Source organism: Curtobacterium ammoniigenes NBRC 101786 (genome assembly GCF_001571045.1).
Lineage (GTDB): Bacteria > Actinomycetota > Actinomycetes > Actinomycetales > Microbacteriaceae > Curtobacterium > Curtobacterium ammoniigenes.
Window position 1 is genome coordinate 523,569 of the sequence record NZ_BCSV01000001.1, and the last position, 16,762, is coordinate 540,330.

15 protein-coding genes are annotated in these 16,762 nt (G+C 69.1%); 9 read left to right on the forward strand and 6 right to left on the reverse strand.

The genetic code is table 11. The features are described 5' to 3' along the window. The first annotated feature begins 5 nt into the window (after positions 1-5). Positions 6-1,520 carry a CYTH domain-containing protein gene (locus CAM01S_RS02315; RefSeq protein WP_066515700.1) on the forward strand — a complete coding sequence of 505 codons (1,515 nt, stop codon included), beginning with the start codon at positions 6-8 and terminating at the stop codon, positions 1,518-1,520. Positions 1,521-1,592: 72 nt separating this feature from the next. On the opposite strand, the gene CAM01S_RS02320 is transcribed toward CAM01S_RS02315, so the two are convergent. Next, on the reverse strand, positions 1,593-3,728 hold the full coding sequence (locus CAM01S_RS02320; protein WP_066515702.1) for a S9 family peptidase: 2,136 nt from the start codon (positions 3,726-3,728) through the stop codon (positions 1,593-1,595). A 73-nt stretch (positions 3,729-3,801) separates the two neighbouring features. Here CAM01S_RS02320 and CAM01S_RS02325 point away from each other — a divergent pair, with 73 nt between their 5' ends. Beyond that, the gene (locus tag CAM01S_RS02325; RefSeq protein WP_066515704.1) at positions 3,802-5,007 is read left to right on the forward strand and encodes an amidohydrolase; all 1,206 of its coding nucleotides are present in this window, start codon (positions 3,802-3,804) and stop codon (positions 5,005-5,007) included. A 75-nt stretch (positions 5,008-5,082) separates the two neighbouring features. On the opposite strand, the gene CAM01S_RS02330 is transcribed toward CAM01S_RS02325, so the two are convergent. Both CAM01S_RS02330 and CAM01S_RS02335 read right to left on the reverse strand, forming a co-directional pair. Further along, positions 5,083-5,973 (reverse strand): aminodeoxychorismate lyase, encoded by an 891-nt coding sequence (locus CAM01S_RS02330; RefSeq protein ID WP_066515707.1) that lies wholly within the window; start codon positions 5,971-5,973, stop codon positions 5,083-5,085. A 39-nt stretch (positions 5,974-6,012) separates the two neighbouring features. Continuing rightward, the gene (locus tag CAM01S_RS02335) at positions 6,013-6,363 is read right to left on the reverse strand and encodes a tryptophan synthase subunit alpha (protein ID WP_066515717.1); all 351 of its coding nucleotides are present in this window, start codon (positions 6,361-6,363) and stop codon (positions 6,013-6,015) included. Between the two features lie 64 nt (positions 6,364-6,427). On the opposite strand from CAM01S_RS02335, the gene CAM01S_RS02340 reads away from it, so the two are divergent. Beyond that, a complete protein-coding gene (locus CAM01S_RS02340) occupies positions 6,428-6,946 on the forward strand; it encodes an 8-oxo-dGTP diphosphatase (protein ID WP_217999705.1) in 519 nt (172 codons plus the stop codon). 24 nt (positions 6,947-6,970) lie between these two features. Here the strand turns inward: CAM01S_RS02340 and CAM01S_RS02345 are convergent, their stop codons facing one another. Further along, entirely contained in the window at positions 6,971-8,653 is a 1,683-nt protein-coding gene (locus CAM01S_RS02345; protein ID WP_066515724.1) for a cation:proton antiporter, read from the reverse strand. A gap of 140 nt (positions 8,654-8,793) precedes the next feature. Between CAM01S_RS02345 and CAM01S_RS02350 the strand changes: the two genes are divergently transcribed. The 4 genes from CAM01S_RS02350 (at position 8,794) to CAM01S_RS02365 (ending at position 11,981) form a co-directional block, all read left to right on the forward strand. Continuing rightward, entirely contained in the window at positions 8,794-10,050 is a 1,257-nt protein-coding gene (locus CAM01S_RS02350; protein WP_066515726.1) for an inorganic phosphate transporter, read from the forward strand. Then, positions 10,047-10,340 carry a hypothetical protein gene (locus CAM01S_RS02355; RefSeq protein WP_066515731.1) on the forward strand — a complete coding sequence of 98 codons (294 nt, stop codon included), beginning with the start codon at positions 10,047-10,049 and terminating at the stop codon, positions 10,338-10,340. The genes CAM01S_RS02350 and CAM01S_RS02355 overlap by 4 nt, the downstream gene beginning before the upstream one ends. 71 nt (positions 10,341-10,411) lie before the next feature. After that, a complete protein-coding gene (locus tag CAM01S_RS02360; RefSeq protein ID WP_066515734.1) occupies positions 10,412-11,524 on the forward strand; it encodes an adenosine deaminase in 1,113 nt (370 codons plus the stop codon). A 7-nt stretch (positions 11,525-11,531) separates the two neighbouring features. After that, the gene (locus CAM01S_RS02365) at positions 11,532-11,981 is read left to right on the forward strand and encodes a PTS sugar transporter subunit IIA (protein WP_066515737.1); all 450 of its coding nucleotides are present in this window, start codon (positions 11,532-11,534) and stop codon (positions 11,979-11,981) included. A gap of 66 nt (positions 11,982-12,047) precedes the next feature. Here CAM01S_RS02365 and CAM01S_RS02370 read toward each other — a convergent pair whose 3' ends face one another. Beyond that, a complete protein-coding gene (locus CAM01S_RS02370; RefSeq protein WP_066515739.1) occupies positions 12,048-12,320 on the reverse strand; it encodes a PTS sugar transporter subunit IIB in 273 nt (90 codons plus the stop codon). Positions 12,321-12,403: 83 nt separating this feature from the next. Here CAM01S_RS02370 and CAM01S_RS02375 point away from each other — a divergent pair, with 83 nt between their 5' ends. Together CAM01S_RS02375 and CAM01S_RS02380 are read left to right on the forward strand one after the other, a co-directional pair. After that, a complete protein-coding gene (locus CAM01S_RS02375; protein ID WP_066515741.1) occupies positions 12,404-13,246 on the forward strand; it encodes a purine-nucleoside phosphorylase in 843 nt (280 codons plus the stop codon). After that, positions 13,243-14,946: a phospho-sugar mutase gene (locus CAM01S_RS02380; RefSeq protein WP_066515743.1), complete on the forward strand. Its 1,704-nt coding sequence runs from the start codon at positions 13,243-13,245 to the stop codon at positions 14,944-14,946. Before CAM01S_RS02375 ends, CAM01S_RS02380 begins: the two co-directional genes overlap by 4 nt. 10 nt (positions 14,947-14,956) lie before the next feature. On the opposite strand, the gene CAM01S_RS02385 is transcribed toward CAM01S_RS02380, so the two are convergent. Continuing rightward, a complete protein-coding gene (locus CAM01S_RS02385; RefSeq protein WP_066515745.1) occupies positions 14,957-16,723 on the reverse strand; it encodes an acetyl/propionyl/methylcrotonyl-CoA carboxylase subunit alpha in 1,767 nt (588 codons plus the stop codon). Between the last annotated feature and the right edge of the window lie 39 nt (positions 16,724-16,762).

Sequence of the window (16,762 nt, forward strand, 5' to 3'; positions counted from 1 at the left end):
GAGGCGTGACGGCGAGCCATCTCGAGATCGAGCGCACCTATGACCTGCCCGAGGGTGTCGCACCACCGTCGCTGGACGGCGTCGCGACGATCGTCGGCAGCGAACGGCTCGATCCGTTCGAGCTCGACGCGACCTACTGGGACACCGCGAACTATGACCTCGTGGCGGCACGCGTCACCGTTCGCCGACGGACGGGAGGCCCGGATGCCGGATGGCACATCAAGCGCGCCGCCTCCGACACGCATCGCGAAGAGCAGCATTTCCCGCTGACCGACGACCCGGACTCGGTCCCTGCGGCGCTCCTGGACGCGCTGTTCATCGAGCGGCGCGGTCGAGCACTCACTCCCATCGTGCGCATCCAGACGCAGCGCACCGTCACCCGGCTGCTTGACAGCGCGGGCACGCAGATCGCTGAGATCGCCGACGATGCGGTCACTGCATCAAGACTCGACGCAGACGCACACGGACCGCGCCACTGGCGCGAGGTCGAGGTCGAGCTCACCGGGGTCGACGCGGACGACGCTTCGGCCGTGATCGGAGCGCTCGACGAGCGATTCGCTGCGATCGGCGCCGGTCCGGCGGCCGTCTCCTCCAAGCTCGCCCGCGGGTTGGCGGGCGCGAGCGTGCCGCGCCTGACGCGTGGTGAGAAGCCGGAGAAAGGAACGGCCGCACGCGTGCTTCGGAAGCGGTTGAAGCGCCTCCGTGCCGAGCTGGTCGACCAGGCGAGCCTGTTGGCGCAGCACACGGATGGGTCGGCCGCAGACATCGGACGGACCGCAGCCGCCGCCGTCCGCGTCGACGCGCTCCTCAGCGTCTACCGGCCCGCGTTCGGGGTGGACCCCACCACGGAGGCCGCAGTCGCCGCCGCCGCGCACCTCGCCGAGCGCGCGGCGCGGGCCGAGCGGAGCGAACGCCTCATGCGCGATCTGCACGTCGCCGCGGTCCCGGCGGTCGACGCGCTCGTTCCCGCGCGAGCTCGTGCGCGGGTACAGGACCGGTGTTCGGCGCTTCGCGATCGGTCCATCGCGGACCTCGCGGCGTTCGTGGCCTCGCAGGAGTTCGTCACGCTGCTCGAGGTGCTCGACGAGGTCGTCGAGCGACCGGCACCCACCGACTGGTCGCTTCGCACTCCGAAGACCGTTGCGCAGGACGTGACCGCCGATTGGAAGCGGCGGGCCCAGGAGGCGGTGCAGAATGCCTTCGGGTCCGGTGACGGCCGGGACGCGCTCACCACGACCGAGGCCGCGTGGCATGGGACGACGCGGTTGCGGCTCGGAATGGAGGCGCTCGGCGACGACGCATACCCGCACGCCCTGCTCCGCCGCGTCACCGCCGCATCGGACGTGCTCACCGTGCGCGCCCAGGCACTCTTCGCGCTCACGGAACTCCAACAGCTGGCGGCCGGTGAGGCGCGCGTGGATCCCGCGGAGGCGTTCGGACTCGGTGCGCTCGCAGCGGAGCGCGCACGGGCAGCCGACGACGCGCACGAACTGGCCATGCGCGCGCTCGGCAACGGGTGAGCCTCCGGTATCAGCGGTGACTGCTGCACCGGATGCGACCGCAGTTGCGATCCCGGGAGCGTCTCGACCTGGTCAGTCGCGCCGGACGAGTCCCAGCACATCGAGAATCCACGCGAGCTCGAACGCGCGCTCGTGCCAGCCGTCGTATCGACCGCTCACACCGCCGTGTCCGGCAGCCATCTCCGTTTTGAGGAGGACCGGAGCACCGACCTCACGGAGCCGTGCCGTCCACTTCGCCGGCTCGACGTAGAGCACTCGAGTGTCGTTGATGCTGGTGACGGCGAGGATTCGCGGATAGGCGACGTCGTCACGGACATTCTCGTAGGGGGAGTACTCGCTCATGTACCGGTAGACGTCCGGATCGTGCAGCGGGTCGCCCCACTCATCCCACTCGATGACCGTGAGCGGAAGGTCGGGGTTGAGGATGCTTGTCAGCGCATCCACGAAGGGCACCGCGGCGAGGATGCCGGCGAAACGGTCCGGGGCGATATTGGCGACCGCCCCCATCAGCAGACCACCCGCGCTGCCCCCCTCAGCGACGAGGCGCTCGGCGCTGGTTCGGCCTGATCCGATGAGATGGTCGGCGACCGCGACGAAATCAGTGAAGGTGTTCTTCTTGGTGAGGGTCTTGCCGTTCTCGTACCAATGTCGACCGAGCTCGCCGCCACCGCGAACGTGTGCCACCGCGAACACCACACCGCGGTCGAGCAGTGAGAGGCGGGGGACGCTGAAGCCCGGGTCGATCGAGTGCTCGTACGAACCGTAGCCGTAGAGGTGCAGCGGAGCAGGAGCCGCAGCCGCCGTATCGCGTCGGTACACGAGCGAGATCGGAATCCGTGTACCGTCCGGCGCGACGGCCCAGTCGCGTTCCTGCGCGTAGTCCTCGGAGCGGTACCCGCCGAGAACCGGCTGCCGCTTGAGCACGCTGAGGTCACCGGACGCGAGGTCGAGGTCGAGCACGGTCGACGGTGTCACGAACGACGTGAAGCCGAGCCGCAGCGTCGGCTGATGCCACTCCGGATTGCCGCCGAGGCCGGCGGAGTAGAGCTCTTCATCGAACGGGATCTCGTGCGCATCCCCGTAGGCGTCTCCGGTGATCGGGATGACCGCGACGCGGGGGAGCGCCTCCGACCGGTACTCGAGCGCCAGATGACCCGCGAACGCATCCACCGACTCGATGCGGCGTTCGGCGTCGTGGCGAACAACGAGCCGACGATCCGTGGTGGAGGTCGGGTCGTCCGCGGGCACGTCGATGAGCTCGAAATTCTCGGCGCCGTCATTGTGCAGGATGAGCAGCCGGTCGCTCCCGCCGACGATGGCGTGTTCGACGTCGTATTCAACGCCCTCACGGCGAGGCCAGACGACCTGGAACTCCCCAGTGGGGTCGGAGGCGTCGAGCAGGTGCACTTCCGATGTGATCTTGGACCCGAGCTCGATGACGAGGTACTGCGAGGATCGCGTCACGCCGACGCCCACCCAGTACCGCTCGTCGGGTTCGTCGAACACGACCACGTCGTCGGAGATCGGGGTGCCCACGCGGTGACGCCAGATCCGATCAGGGCGCCAGGACTCGTCGACGGTCGGATAGAAGACGAATCGACCGGACGGGTCGAACGTCGCGCCCGCCCCGGTGTTCGGGATGACGTCGGACAAGTCGGCGCCGGTGCGGAGGTCTCGGACGTGCAGCACGTACCGTTCGTCGCCCTCGACATCGATGCCGTAGAGCAGCCGGTGGCCGTCGTCGCTGACATCGAAGCTGCCGATCGCGAAGAAGTCGTGCCCGGCGGCGGCGGCGTTGCTGTCGAGGATGATCTGCTCGCCCTCGAGCGTGGCGCCGTCGTCGACGCTCGGGGGCGTCCAGTCGGCCGCGTCGGCGATCGGAGCCCGGCAATGCACGCCGTACTGGCTGCCTTCCGCCGTCCGCGTGTAGTACCACCAGTCGCCCATCCGGACGGGAACGCTGAGGTCGGTCTCCTGGACCCGTGACTTGATCTCGTTGAAGATCTCCTCGCGGAGCGGGGCGAGGTGGGCCGTCTGGTGCTCGGTGTACCGGTTCTCCGCGTCCAGGTAGGCGATGGTCTCGGGTGACTCCTTGTCACGGAGCCATTCGTAGTCGTCGACGAACTCGATGCCGTGATGTTCCCGACGAGCCGGATGTTTCGGCGCGATCGGAGGGGTGTCCTGCTGCTGGGCGTGCTCGTCGGTCACGCGGTCCAGCCTATTGCGGTCCGCTGACCGCACCGCAGCCCGCCGACGTGCGCAGCGAGGCTAGCGTGGCGTCATGACCAATTCGTTCGCCATCACCGGAGCCCATGTCGTCCCCATCAGTGCCGAGGAGGTTGACTCCGGCACGGTCGTCGTTCAGGACGGCCGGATCGTCGCGGTGGGAGCCGAGGTCTCCATTCCCGACGGCATGCCCGTGATCGATGCGCAGGGAGCGTGGGTCCTGCCCGGCTTCATCGAGGCGCACGGTCACGTCGGCATCCACGAGGAGGCCAACGGCGAAGCCGGCAACGACACGAACGAGATGACCGGCCCGAACATGGCCGCCGTGCGTGCGATCGATGCCATCGACATCGATGACGAGGGATTCCGCGACGCACTCTCGGGCGGTGTCACCGCGATCGTGGTGAAGCCCGGCTCGGGCAACCCGATCGGTGGTCAGACCGTCGCGATCAAGACGTGGGGTGGCCGAACGATCGACGAGCAGCTCATCTCGGATTCGGTGAGCGTGAAGAGCGCGCTCGGCGAGAACCCGAAACGCGTCTACGGCGGCAAGGGGCAGACGCCCTCCACGCGCCTGGGTGTCGCGAAGATCATCCGCGAAGCCTTCGTCGACGCACAGAACTATCGGGCCGCGCGCGACGCAGCGGCGAAGAAGGGCGAGCCGTTCGCGCGCGACCTCACGAAGGAGACACTCGTCCGCGTCCTCGATGGTGAACTGGCTTGGGATCAGCACACCCATCGACACGACGACATCGCGACGGCGATCCGGCTGTCCGAGGAGTTCGGCTACCGGCTCGTGATCAACCACGGCACGGAAGGGCACAAGCTCGCCGACCTGCTTGCGGAGAAGGACATTCCGGTGATCTTCGGCCCGATGTTCACGAGCCGCTCCAAGGTCGAGCTGCGCGATCGCGGGATTCCGAACCTCGCGGCGATCGCCGCGGCCGGTGTCCGGGTCGCGATCACGACGGACGCTCCCGTCGTGCCGATCAACATGCTCGTGACGCAGGCGAGCATGGCGGTGCGCGACGGCCTGCCGCGCGCGACCGCCCTCGAGGCGCTCACGGTCAACCCTGCGTCGTTCCTCGGGTTCGGCGAGCGCGTCGGCAAGCTCGCACCGGGATACGACGCGGACATCGTGCTCTGGTCGGGCGACCCGCTCGACACGGCCTCCCGTGCGCTGCGCGTCTGGATCGATGGTGCGGAGGTCTACACCTGGGACGCCGAGACGCACCGCGGCATCACGGTCCCGCGGTTCTGACTCGCCGCCCAGCGGACGCTGAACCGGAGGGGCACCCGGTGCGGGCGTTGTCCGCACCGGGGGCCCGCCGGGTCGCTACTCGGTCCGGTCGTGAAGGAATGCGTTGATCGCGTCCGACAGATCGCGGTCGATCGCGTGCGGTGCGCCGTCGAGCGTGCGGATCGGCGCGGCGCCCCGCACGCTCGAGGCCAGCCAGAGCGCGTCGGCGCTCCGGATGTCCGCGACGGTCAGCAGTTCGAACGCGGTGTCGATCCCGCGCTCCGCAGCGAATCGGAAGATGTCTGCCTGGGTCGTGCCCGGGAGGATCCCGATGTCGGTGCGCGGCGTCACGAGCCGCCCATCGATCGCGGCGATCACGTTCGCCCGGGGGGCTTCGAGGACGTAGCCATCGGTCGAGACGAAGATCGCGTCGTCCGCGCCACGCCGCTCCGCCTCACGAACGGCAGCCATGTTCAGGGCGTACGACAGCGTCTTCGCGCCTTGCAGGAGCCACGGAGACGTCCGCGCGACATCGTGACGGTAGCCGCGGTCCAGGGTGACGACGGCGATTCCCGCGGTCCGCGCCTCCGTCGAGTCGCCCGATGGAGCCGCGTAGACCCATCCGGTCGGGCGGCCGGAGCCCTCGACGCCGCGACTCAGAGTCGTCTTGGCGAACGCTTCTTCAACGGGGTCGAGTTCGGCGACGGCGGCCTCTATCGCTCGGCGCCAGGCGTCGATGTCCGGTGCGGGGAGGTCGAGCATCTGGGCGGAGCGCGCGAATCGAGCGAGATGCGCTTCGAGCGCCTGGGGGCGCCCGTCGGTCACGGTGATCGTCTCGAAGATGCCGTCGCCACGGGTGATCCCCAGGTCGGTCACGGCGATGTGCGCCTCAACCGGGCCGGCGAACTCGAACGCATCGGCGGCAGGATCGTGCGCTGGGGCGTCGAGTGACGGACGATTCAGGATGGCGAGCACGGTTTCGGTCATGCGCCCATCCTGGCCCAGGTCGGCGTCGTCGGCAGCGACTCAACGACCCCTGGGGATGGCGCCGAGCAGTTTCCACACGGCGGCGGAGAGCTCGGGGTGGAGCAGCGCGATGCGGCGGAGACGGTGGTATTCCTCGCCGAGCTCCGTGCCCTGCCCGGAGGCGGGGTGCATTGCCCACCGAGACGCGCGCTGCGACAGCGCGCCGTCCATCTCGAGCGACTCTTCGCGCAGGATCAGCACGACCTGCTCGTCGACGGTGGGGAGCATCGGCATGAACTCCCACGGGTCGTCGCCCATCCGTGACCGGTGCTCGACGAGCATGGCGATCTCTTCGGCAGCCTCGGCGCGCAGCACCTCGAGGCTGCGTCCGGGCATTCGGGACTCAGCCATGATGCCCCCGCAGCACGCCTGCCATTTTTCAAGCGTACGCCAGCCGTTGGGCGAGACTTGTCGTATGCAGACTCCCGATGGGGCGGTTGCCGGCGTGGCTGGGCGGCATCCCGACGTCGTCGTCGTGTACCTCCTGCGCCACGGCGAGGGCGGCGACGAGGTCCTGCTCGGGGAGAAGCGCCGCGGGCTCGGCACCGGCAACATCGTCGCGCCGGGCGGCAAGCGCGAGCCGGGCGAGTCGGCAGCGGCCGCCGCCTGCCGGGAGGTCCGCGAGGAAGTCGGCGTCGCCGTGCGACCCGCGGATCTCGAGCACCGCGGCACGCTCGACTACCGGTTTCCGCACCGGCCGGAGTGGACGCAGCGGTCCGACGTGTTCGTCGCGCGCCGGTGGACCGGGCCCGTCTCGCCGTCGGCCGAGCTCGACGCCGACTGGGTTCCGGTGAACGAGATCCCGTACGAACGGATGTGGTCGGATGCTCGGCACTGGCTCCCCGACGTCCTTCGCGGTGGCTTCGTGCAAGCGCGATTCGACTTCGGGGCCGACAATCGGAGTGTGGCCTGGACGAGTTCGAGCGCGGGCTGACCGCCGGCGCATCTCCCGCCCATCTCAGAGACGGGACCGCGCCGACATCGACGAGTCCATCGCCAGCTCTTCCGCATCGAGATTGAGCAGCACGCGGCGCATCACCTCTTCGTCGAGGGACCCCTGCTCGCGCTCGGCGAGCACGATCTCACGCCGACGGGCGAGCAGCGCACGTCGAATGTCCTGCACCCCCTGCAGCAGCGGCGGCGCCTGTCCGACCTCCTCCGACTCGGTCGCCAGGTCCGTCTCGAGGGTCGCGCGCTGCAGATCGAGTCGGCGGCGGAGGCGCGACAGCAGCGGGTCGACAGCCTCCGTCCCGTAGACGGAGACCCACTCGTCACGTCGCGCGTCGATGAGGGCGATCGCCGCTTCGGTGGTCTTCTCGGACAGCGCGAGCTCGCTCCGCAGATCGCGGGCGCGTTCATCCGGATCCTGCACCCGGAGGGTCCTGATAAGCCACGGCAGGGTGAGCCCCTGCAGCAGCAGCGTGCCGACCGTCACGACAAAGGCGATGAGGAAGATGGTGTCCTGCGCCGGGATCGCGACCGGCGATGCGACAACGGAGACCGCTGCCGCGAGCGTGACCACGCCGCGCATGCCCGTCCACGAGATCACGAGGTTCTCCCGCCAGCTGAGGTCCGGCTCGGTTCTGCCGCGCATCCATCGAAGCCAGCGACGACGGCGCGTGAGCCGGACGACGAGCGGGCGCAGCCAGCGGCGGTTCACGCGCCTCCGGATCGCGGACTCGAAGATGAACGCGGGCCGGACGAGAATGACGACGCCGAGGACGACGAAGGCGACGCCGACGCTCTGGCCGAGGCTTCGATGGCTCGCCGCGGCATCGCCGACCACGGCCTGGAGCTGGAGTCCGATGAGCGCGAAGACGAATCCTTCGAGGAGGACATCGATGCTCGTCCACAGTGGCCGCTCGATGAGACGCGTCCCGTAGCCGTCCTTCGGCGCGTGATAGCCGAGGTACAGCCCGGCGGTGACGACGGCGATCACGCCGGAGCCCGAGAGATGCTCCGCCACGATGTACGCGGTGAACGGCACGAGCAGTGACATCACGGACTCGACGACCGGATCGTCGACCCGGCTGCGGAGCCAATGCACCAGCACGCCGAAGATGCCGCCCACGACGAGGCCGACGCCGATCGCGAGGGCGAAGATGCCCAGGTCCTGCCAGGGTGTGAGCGCGGTGCCGGCGATGATGAGCGTCGCGACGCGCACGAGCGTCAACGACGCAGCATCGTTGATGAGGCTCTCGCCGGACAGGACGCTCATGACGCGACGCGGGAGGCCGAGCTTTCGCCCGATCGCGGCGGCGGACACGGCATCCGGGGGCGCCACGATAGCGCCGACGAGGACCGCGGCCGGCAGCGTCATATCCGGGATCAGCAGATACGCGACGAATCCGACGACGACGGCCGTGACGACGACGAGCACGATCCCGAGTCTGCGGATCTGCGGCATCGACTGGCGAAAGCTCTGCCATGACACGTCCAAGGCCGCGGAATACAGGAGCGGCGGCAGGACGATCGTCAGGATGACTTCCGAGTCGATCGAGATGTGCGGAAGGCCCGGAATGAACGACACCGCCAGAGCGACGCCGGTGACGAGCAGTGGCGCCGGCAGCGCTCGCGCCCGGGCTACCGCGGTGACGGCGAGCGAGCCGATCAGGATCGCGAGGAGTTCGACGATGTCCACGGGGCAATTGTCCCAAGCGCTTCCTCGCGGGAGCAGCCCCGAGCGCGGGGCGTTGGATCGGCCGAACGTGAACGTGCGGGAAACGAATGGTTGCGAGGCCGTGTTGCGCACCTGGAGAGCGGCTGAGAGACTTCCCCCCGGTGAATCTCACGCTCATAGTCGTCCTGGTCATCGCCCTGGCCTTGTTCTTCGATTTCACGAACGGCTTCCACGACACGGCGAACGCGATGGCAACCCCCATCGCCACGGGTGCGATGCGACCCACCGTCGCTGTCTCCGTCGCGGCGGTGCTGAATCTCGTCGGTGCCTTTCTCAGTACTGCCGTCGCGACGTCGATCTCGCACGGGCTGATCCGCGAGGGCGCGGGCGGGGTCGCGATCACGCCGGGCATGATCTTCGCCGGGCTCATCGGCGCAGTCGTCTGGAACATGATCACGTGGCTCCGGGGATTGCCGTCGTCGTCGAGCCACGCGCTCTTCGGCGGCCTGATCGGTGCGGCGATCGCCGGCGCCGGGTTCGGATCGGTGAACTACGGAGCGCTGCTCACCGTCGTCATCGTGCCCGCGATGGTGTCACCCGTCATCGCGGCGCTCGTCGCGCTGCTGTGCACGCGAATCGCCTACCGGATCACCCGCCGCCCGACGTTCCCGAACGAGCGGGGCGGCTTCCGGATCGGTCAGATCTTCACGTCGTCGATGGTGTCGCTCGCGCACGGCACCAACGACGCTCAGAAGACCATGGGCGTGATCACGCTGACGCTGATCGCCGCCGGCGCCCAGTCCGCGACCCAGGGCGTGCAGCTGTGGGTCATTATTGCGTGCGCGACGGCCATCGCGCTCGGCACCTACACCGGCGGGTGGCGCATCATCCGCACGCTGGGCTCCGGGATCATCGAGATCCGCGCGACGCAGGGCTTCTCCGCGGAAGCCTCGACCGCTGCCACGATCCTCGTGTCGAGTCACCTCGGCTTCGCGCTGTCGACGACGCAGGTGACCTCTGGCGCGATCATCGGGGCAGGGCTCGGCCGACGTGGCTCCGCGATCCAGTGGTCGACGGCGGGGAAGATCGTCGTCGCCTGGTTCATCACGCTCCCGGCGGCAGCGCTCGTCGGCGCCGTGGCGGCGCTCATCGGGCACCTCGGGGACCTCGGGCTCATCATCGACGCCGTCATCGGCGCGGTCGTCATCGGTGGCCTCTACCTCTGGTCGCGCCGTCGGCCGATCGAGCAGGCCGCCACGATCGAGGTGGACGTGGCGGCGAACACCGTTCTGACGCGACGCGAACGCCGGGATCTGCAGCGTCGCAAGCGCGCCGAGCTCGTTGCTGCCCGACGCGTCGAGCTCAGCCGGGAGAAGACACTCCGACGGATGGCGGCTCGTCGTGGAGGACGGCGATGACCGCGGCCGCGTGGGGATCGATCCTGCTGGTCGCGGTCGTGTCCATCGTCGTGGCATGCAGCGTGGTCGCGATCTACGCCTCCGGTCTCCGGCTCTGGAGCACGGCCGACACCATGGCCGGCCGATACAGCGTGGCCGCTGATGGATCGGTCGCACCCGCGGACACGTCGTCGCCCCGGCATGGAACGACGACGGGCGTCAGGCTCGTGCGCCTCGCTGCAATCGGGTGCTTCACGCTCAGCGGTGTCGTCGTCCTCTGGGGGATCTTCCTGCTCATTCCGCACGCCTGACGTGCTCCGCCCTTCGCATCGCGCTCAGCAGGTCGACAGGACCTGGACGCTCCACCCGATACGCTGAGCCCATGACCTCCGATGCGCAGCGGTACACCCTTCCGGACGGCGGACCGAGCATCGTGGACCTGCCGAAGATCTCGCTGCACGATCATCTTGACGGCGGTCTTCGGCCCGCGACCGTGATCGAGCTCGCGGATGCCGGCGGCGTCGCGGTTCCCGCCGACGAGCCGGAGGCGCTGCGTTCGTGGTTCGCAGAGCAGGCGGACTCCGGCTCCCTCGTCGAGTACCTGAAGACGTTCGACCTGACCACTGCGGTCATGCAAACGGCGCCGGCGCTGGAACGCGTGGCGCGGGAATTCGTCGAGGACCTGCTGGCTGACGGGGTCATCTACGGCGAGGTCCGTTGGGCTCCCGAGCAGCACCTCGCGGGCGGGCTCTCGCTCGATGATGCCGTCGAAGCCGTGCAACGCGGCATCGACGAGGCCGTCGATCGCGCGAATGGCGCCATCCTGGTCGGGCAGCTGGTGACCGCCATGCGGCACGCGGATCGCGGCCGTGAGATCGCCGAACTCGCTGTGCGGCATCGTGATCGCGGCGTCGTCGGGTTCGACATCGCCGGTGCCGAGGACGGATTCCTGCCTTCACGGCATCGAGCCGCCTTCGATTATCTGGCGAGCGAGTACATGCCCGTCACCGTGCACGCGGGGGAGGCCGCGGGCCTCGAGTCGATCCGTTCCGCGCTGCTCGATGGCCGGGCCCTGCGACTTGGACACGGCGTCCGCATCTTTGAAGACATTGCGTTGGAATCTGCCGCGGACGGCTCCGCCCGCGCAACGCTTGGGCCGCTCGCGACCTGGGTGCGCGACCGGGAGATCCCGCTCGAGCTCTCGCCGTCGTCGAACCTGCAGACGGGCGCGATCGCGGCGTGGGGTGACGACATCGCCGATCATCCGTTCGACGTGCTCTACCAGCTCGGCTTCCGGGTGACCGTGAACACCGACAACCGTTTGATGAGCGGAACGACCTTGTCACGCGAGCTTGCCCTTCTCGCGCAGACCTTCGGGTACGAACTCACCGATCTCGCCGAGTTCCAGATGAACGCCGCGCTCGGTGCCTTCCTGCCGCTCGACGAGCGTGAATCGCTCATCGAGACGATCGCAGCCGCGTACGCGGAGGAGTAATCGGTCGATGCCGCTGCCACCGCTGCCCGACACCGCCGTCGTGCTCCACGCCGCGGCGGTCGATTGGCGCGACGCCGTCTCGCGAACCGGGGAGGCGCTCGTCGCCTCCGGGCTGACCCTCCCGGAGTACACGGACGCGATGATCGACATGGTCCTGGAGCACGGGCCGTACATCGTGGTGTCGCCCGGCCTCGCACTCGCGCACGCGCGCCCCGGTCCCGCCGTGCTCCGCAACGGAATCGCGGTCGTCACGCTCGCGACGCCGATTCCATTCGGTCATGCGCACAACGATCCGGTTCAGGTGGTCCTCGGCCTGGCTGTGAATGCAGTCGGGGTGCACCTCGAGGCGGTGGGCGCGCTTGCGAACGTGTTCAACGATCCGTCCGTCACCATTCGGCTCGCGGCGGCACGGTCGGCGGGCGAGGTTCGGACGATCCTCGGCGTCACTGCGGAGTGAGCGGGCTCACCGCGGAGTGAGCGGGCTCACCGCGGAATGACTGGGCTCACCGCGGAGTGAGCGGGCTCAGCCGAGCGCCCGCTCCACGGCGGCGGTGATCTCCTGCTGGTCGAAGTGATTGCGGATCACGATGACTTCCGCGTAGGTGGAGCCGATCGCGTCGACGAACTCCGCGCTCGTCAGGATGACGTTGGCGTCCTCGGCAGCCTGGTGCACCGAGGCGACGTCTGCAGCGACGACCTCTGCTTCGAGCCCCAAGCTGGTGAGCGCGCGTTCCGCATTCACCTTGAGGATCCCGCTCGCGCCGATCCCGGCGCCGCAGATCGTGACGATCTTCACACGGTGATCCTATGACGGGCGCGGTATCCCCAGGCGAGATGCGGTCCCAGAAGCGCAGGACGGCTGGCGCTATCGTGAACGCCATGGCACCACCTCGCGCGACATCGTCGGACCGACTCGAGGATCCGGCGACCGACCCAGTGGCCGTCGCAGCGGACGCCGCGGCGATCATCGCCGATCGAACTGGCATCGCTGAGTATCCGATCGCTGTCACCCTCGGGAGCGGGTGGGGTCGCACCGCTGAGCAGCTCGGTGACACCGTCGCCGAGATCCCCGCGAGCGAGCTGCCCGGGTTCTCGGCGTCCGGCGTTCCGGGTCATGTCGGGTCCGTGCGCTCGGTGCGCCTCGCGGACGGCCGCGCCGTGCTCGTGCTCGGTGCGCGGACGCACCTCTACGAGAACCGCGGAGTCCGCGCCGTGGTGCACGGCGTTCGCGTCGCCGCCGCGCTCGGTGCGCGAACGATGGTTCTCACGAACGGCGCAGGTGGCATCGATCCCGAATGGGCACCCGGCACGCCCGTGCTCATCCGGGACCACATCAACCTCACCGGGACCTCTCCACTTGAAGGACCGCAGTTCGTCGACCTGACGGACCTCTACTCGGCGCGGCTGCGAGCGATCGCACGCTCCGTCCAACCCGGCCTCGACGAAGGTGTGTACGTCCAGTTCCGCGGGCCGCAGTACGAGACCTGGGCGGAGGTCGCGATGGCGCGGACCATCGGGGGCACCATCGTGGGCATGTCGACGGCACTCGAGGCAATCGCCGCACGAGCGGCCGGGCTCGATGTGCTCGGCTTCTCACTCATCACGAACCATGCCGCCGGCGTGCAATCGGAGCCGCTTGCCCACGACGACGTCCTGCAGGCGGGGCGCGCCGCCGAACCGGTCCTCGCAGCGCTCCTCGCAAAGGTGATCACAGCACTATGAACGTCGCTCCGGAGGCGCTGCTGGCGTCCGCGCAAACGTGGCTCGACCAGGATCCAGACTCCGACACCCGGGCAGAGCTGCGGCGCATGATGGACGCCGCCCAGGCAGGCGACGACGGGGCGGTCGCCGCGCTCGCCGAACGGTTCGATGGTCGACTCACCTTCGGGACGGCAGGACTCCGGGCAGAGCTCGGGGCGGGGCCGCGGCGAATGAACCGCGTTGTGGTGACGCAGGCCGCGGCCGGCATCGCGCACTACCTCCGCGCCTCGGGCCGGCTGGAGCGCGTCGTGATCGGCTACGACGGCCGAGTCAACTCGGACGTCTTCGCGCGCGACTCCGCAGAGATCTTCGCCGGCGCGGGAATCGATGTCACGCTCCTCCCGGAGCCGCTGCCCACACCCGTCCTCGCGTTTGCGGTGCGTCACCTCGGTGCGGGAGCCGGAGTGATGGTGACGGCGAGCCACAACCCGCCCCGGGACAACGGCTACAAGGTGTACCTCGGCGAGTCCGACGACGGTTCGCAGATCGTCCCGCCGGTCGACGGCGCGATCGCCGCCGCGATCGACGAGGTGGCACGGACGGACATCAGGCGGTTGCCGCGCAGCGCCGACTACCGGGTCGCCGACGACGCGGTCCTCGCCGCGTATGTGACGGCAACCGCCGCGACCGTGCCGACACCGTCACTCACGATCGATGCGCAACCTCGAGTGGTCTACACGGCGATGCACGGCGTCGGGTGGGGCACGCTCCGGCGGGTGTTCGCTGCCGCCGGCTTCGCGGAGCCGACGACCGTCTCGGCGCAGATCGAGCCGGACGGCTCATTCCCGACCGTCCCCTTCCCGAATCCGGAGGAACCGGGGGCGATGGACCTGGTGCTCGGCGCAGCGGCAATGCATCGCGCCGACATCGCGATCGCGAACGATCCGGACGCCGATCGCCTGTCCGTGGCCGTCCCAGGACGCGACGGACGCTGGCGCGTGCTGTCCGGGAACGAGGTCGGGTGGCTCCTCGGGTGGCGCGCCGCGGAGCGTGCGGCGTCGGAGGGCCTTGGGTCCGTGCTTGCCGATGCAGACGTGGCGCCGACCCTCGCGGCGAGCATCGTCAGCGCTCCGGCGCTCCGCACCGTTGCCGCGCACTACGGGCTGCGGTATCGCGACACGCTCACCGGGTTCAAGTGGGTGTCCCGCGTTCCCGGGCTGGTCTACGGGTACGAGGAAGCGCTCGGATATCTCGTCGATCCGACTGTCGTGCGCGATAAGGACGGCATCTCCGCGGCGCTCGCAGTCGTCGCGCTCGCGACAGACCTCCGTGCCAGCGGGAGCACGATGCTGGACCGCCTCGACGCCTTCGCCGAGACGTTCGGTGCGTTCGCCTCCGAGCAAGTGGCCGTGCGGGTCGACGACATTCAGCGGATCCAGGAGGCGATGCGCTCGCTCAGAGCATCGCCGCCGTCATCGGTCGCAGACCGGGCCGTCGAACAGGTCACCGACTATCTGCACGGCACCGCGGATCTGCCCGCCTCGGACATCGTGCGATGGGACCTGTCCGGGGAGGCGAGGATCATCGTGCGTCCGAGCGGCACCGAACCGAAGCTCAAGGTCTACATCGACGCACGCGCGAGCGATCTCACGACGGCTCGATCGGTCGTGGAATCGCTCGCAGCGGGCGTTCGAACGCTCCTCCCGCTCGACCCGCGCTGAAGCCGAACGCTCAGGCGATCTCGAGCAGCACGTGCCCAGACGAGATGGTCTGGCCGACCGGAGCGTTGAGCGCCGTGACCACGCCGTCCCGGTGCGCTTGAACCGGCTGCTCCATCTTCATCGCTTCGAGCACGACGAGCAGATCGCCCGCGACGACCTGCTGTCCCTCGCTCACCGCGAGCTTGACAACCGTCGCCTGCATCGGCGACGTGACACTCGAGCCGCTCGCAGCTCGGGTCCCGCCCCGGACCGCGCTGGAACGGCGCTTCGGAGGAGCCGTCGCGGCACGCCGAGGACCGGCCACGCCGACGAGCGACGGCATCGTCACTTCGACGCGCTTGCCCTCCACCTCGACGACGACGCTGGACCGCTCCGCGGGCGCGGGGAGCGCCTCCGGCTCGCCCGACCACGCCGGGATCTGGTTGTCGAAGTCGGTCTCGATCCACTGCGTGTAGATGGCGAACGGGGTGGTGTCGTCCGTCGCGAACGCCGGGTCAGCGACGACCGCACGGTGGAACGGAAGGACCGTCGGGAGGCCCGCCACATCGAATTCCGCAAGCGCACGTCGCGACCGTGCGAGCGCGTCGGCCCGCGACGAACCCGTCACGACGAGTTTCGCCAGCAGCGAGTCGAACGCGCCCGAGATCACATCACCCGAGACGACGCCCGAGTCGACGCGCACTCCGGGACCGGCCGGTGGTGCGAAGACGTGCACCGGCCCGGGGGCCGGGAAGAAGTTGCGGCCCGGGTCCTCGCCATTGATGCGGAACTCGAACGAGTGGCCTCGGGGTTCAGGGTCGGGGTAGTCCAGCAGACCGCCCTCGGCGATCCGGAACTGCTCGAGCACGAGATCGATGCCGGTCACCTCTTCGGACACGCAGTGCTCCACCTGGAGGCGCGTGTTCACCTCGAGGAAGGAGACCGTGCCGTCCGCGCCGATGAGGAACTCGCACGTTCCTGCGCCGAGGTAGCCGACCTCGCGAAGAATGGCCTTCGACGCGCTGTACAGGGAGTCGCGTTGGGCGTCGGTCAGGTACGGCGCTGGCGCTTCTTCGACGAGCTTCTGATGCCGGCGCTGCAACGAGCAGTCGCGGGTAGACACGACGACAACCGTGCCCTCGGCGTCGGCCAGGCACTGCGTCTCGACGTGCCGCGGCTTGTCCAGGTACTTCTCGACGAAGCACTCGCCACGACCGAACGCGGCGATGGCTTCGCGGGTCGCGGAGTCGAAGAGCTCCGGGATCTCCTCGCGCGTCCGCGCGACCTTGAGCCCGCGACCGCCGCCGCCGAACGCGGCCTTGATGGCGACCGGGAGCCCGACCTCGTCGGCGAATGCGATGACCTCATCGACTCCGGCGACCGGCTCCAGGGTTCCCGGCGCGAGCGGCGCACCGACCTTCTCGGCGACGTGTCGAGCGGACACCTTGTCGCCGAGTCGTTCGATCGACTCGGGCGACGGGCCGATCCACGTCAGCCCCGCGTCGATCACGGCACGGGCGAAGTCGGCGTTCTCGGCGAGAAAGCCGTATCCCGGGTGCACGGCGTCCGCCCCGGAGCGACGCGCCACCGAGATGATCTTGTCGATCACGAGGTAGGTGTCGGCGCTTGTGGTCCCGTTCAGCGCGTAAGCCTCGTCGGCGAGACGGACATGCAGCGCGTCCCGGTCCTGATCCGCGTACACCGCGACCGAGCGCTTTCCAGCGTCCCGAGCCGCCCGAATGATGCGGACGGCGATCTCGCCGCGATTGGCAATGAGCACCTTGCTGAAGCGAGCCATGGAAGACCACAGTATTCGCGCCTCCAGCCCGCGAATTGA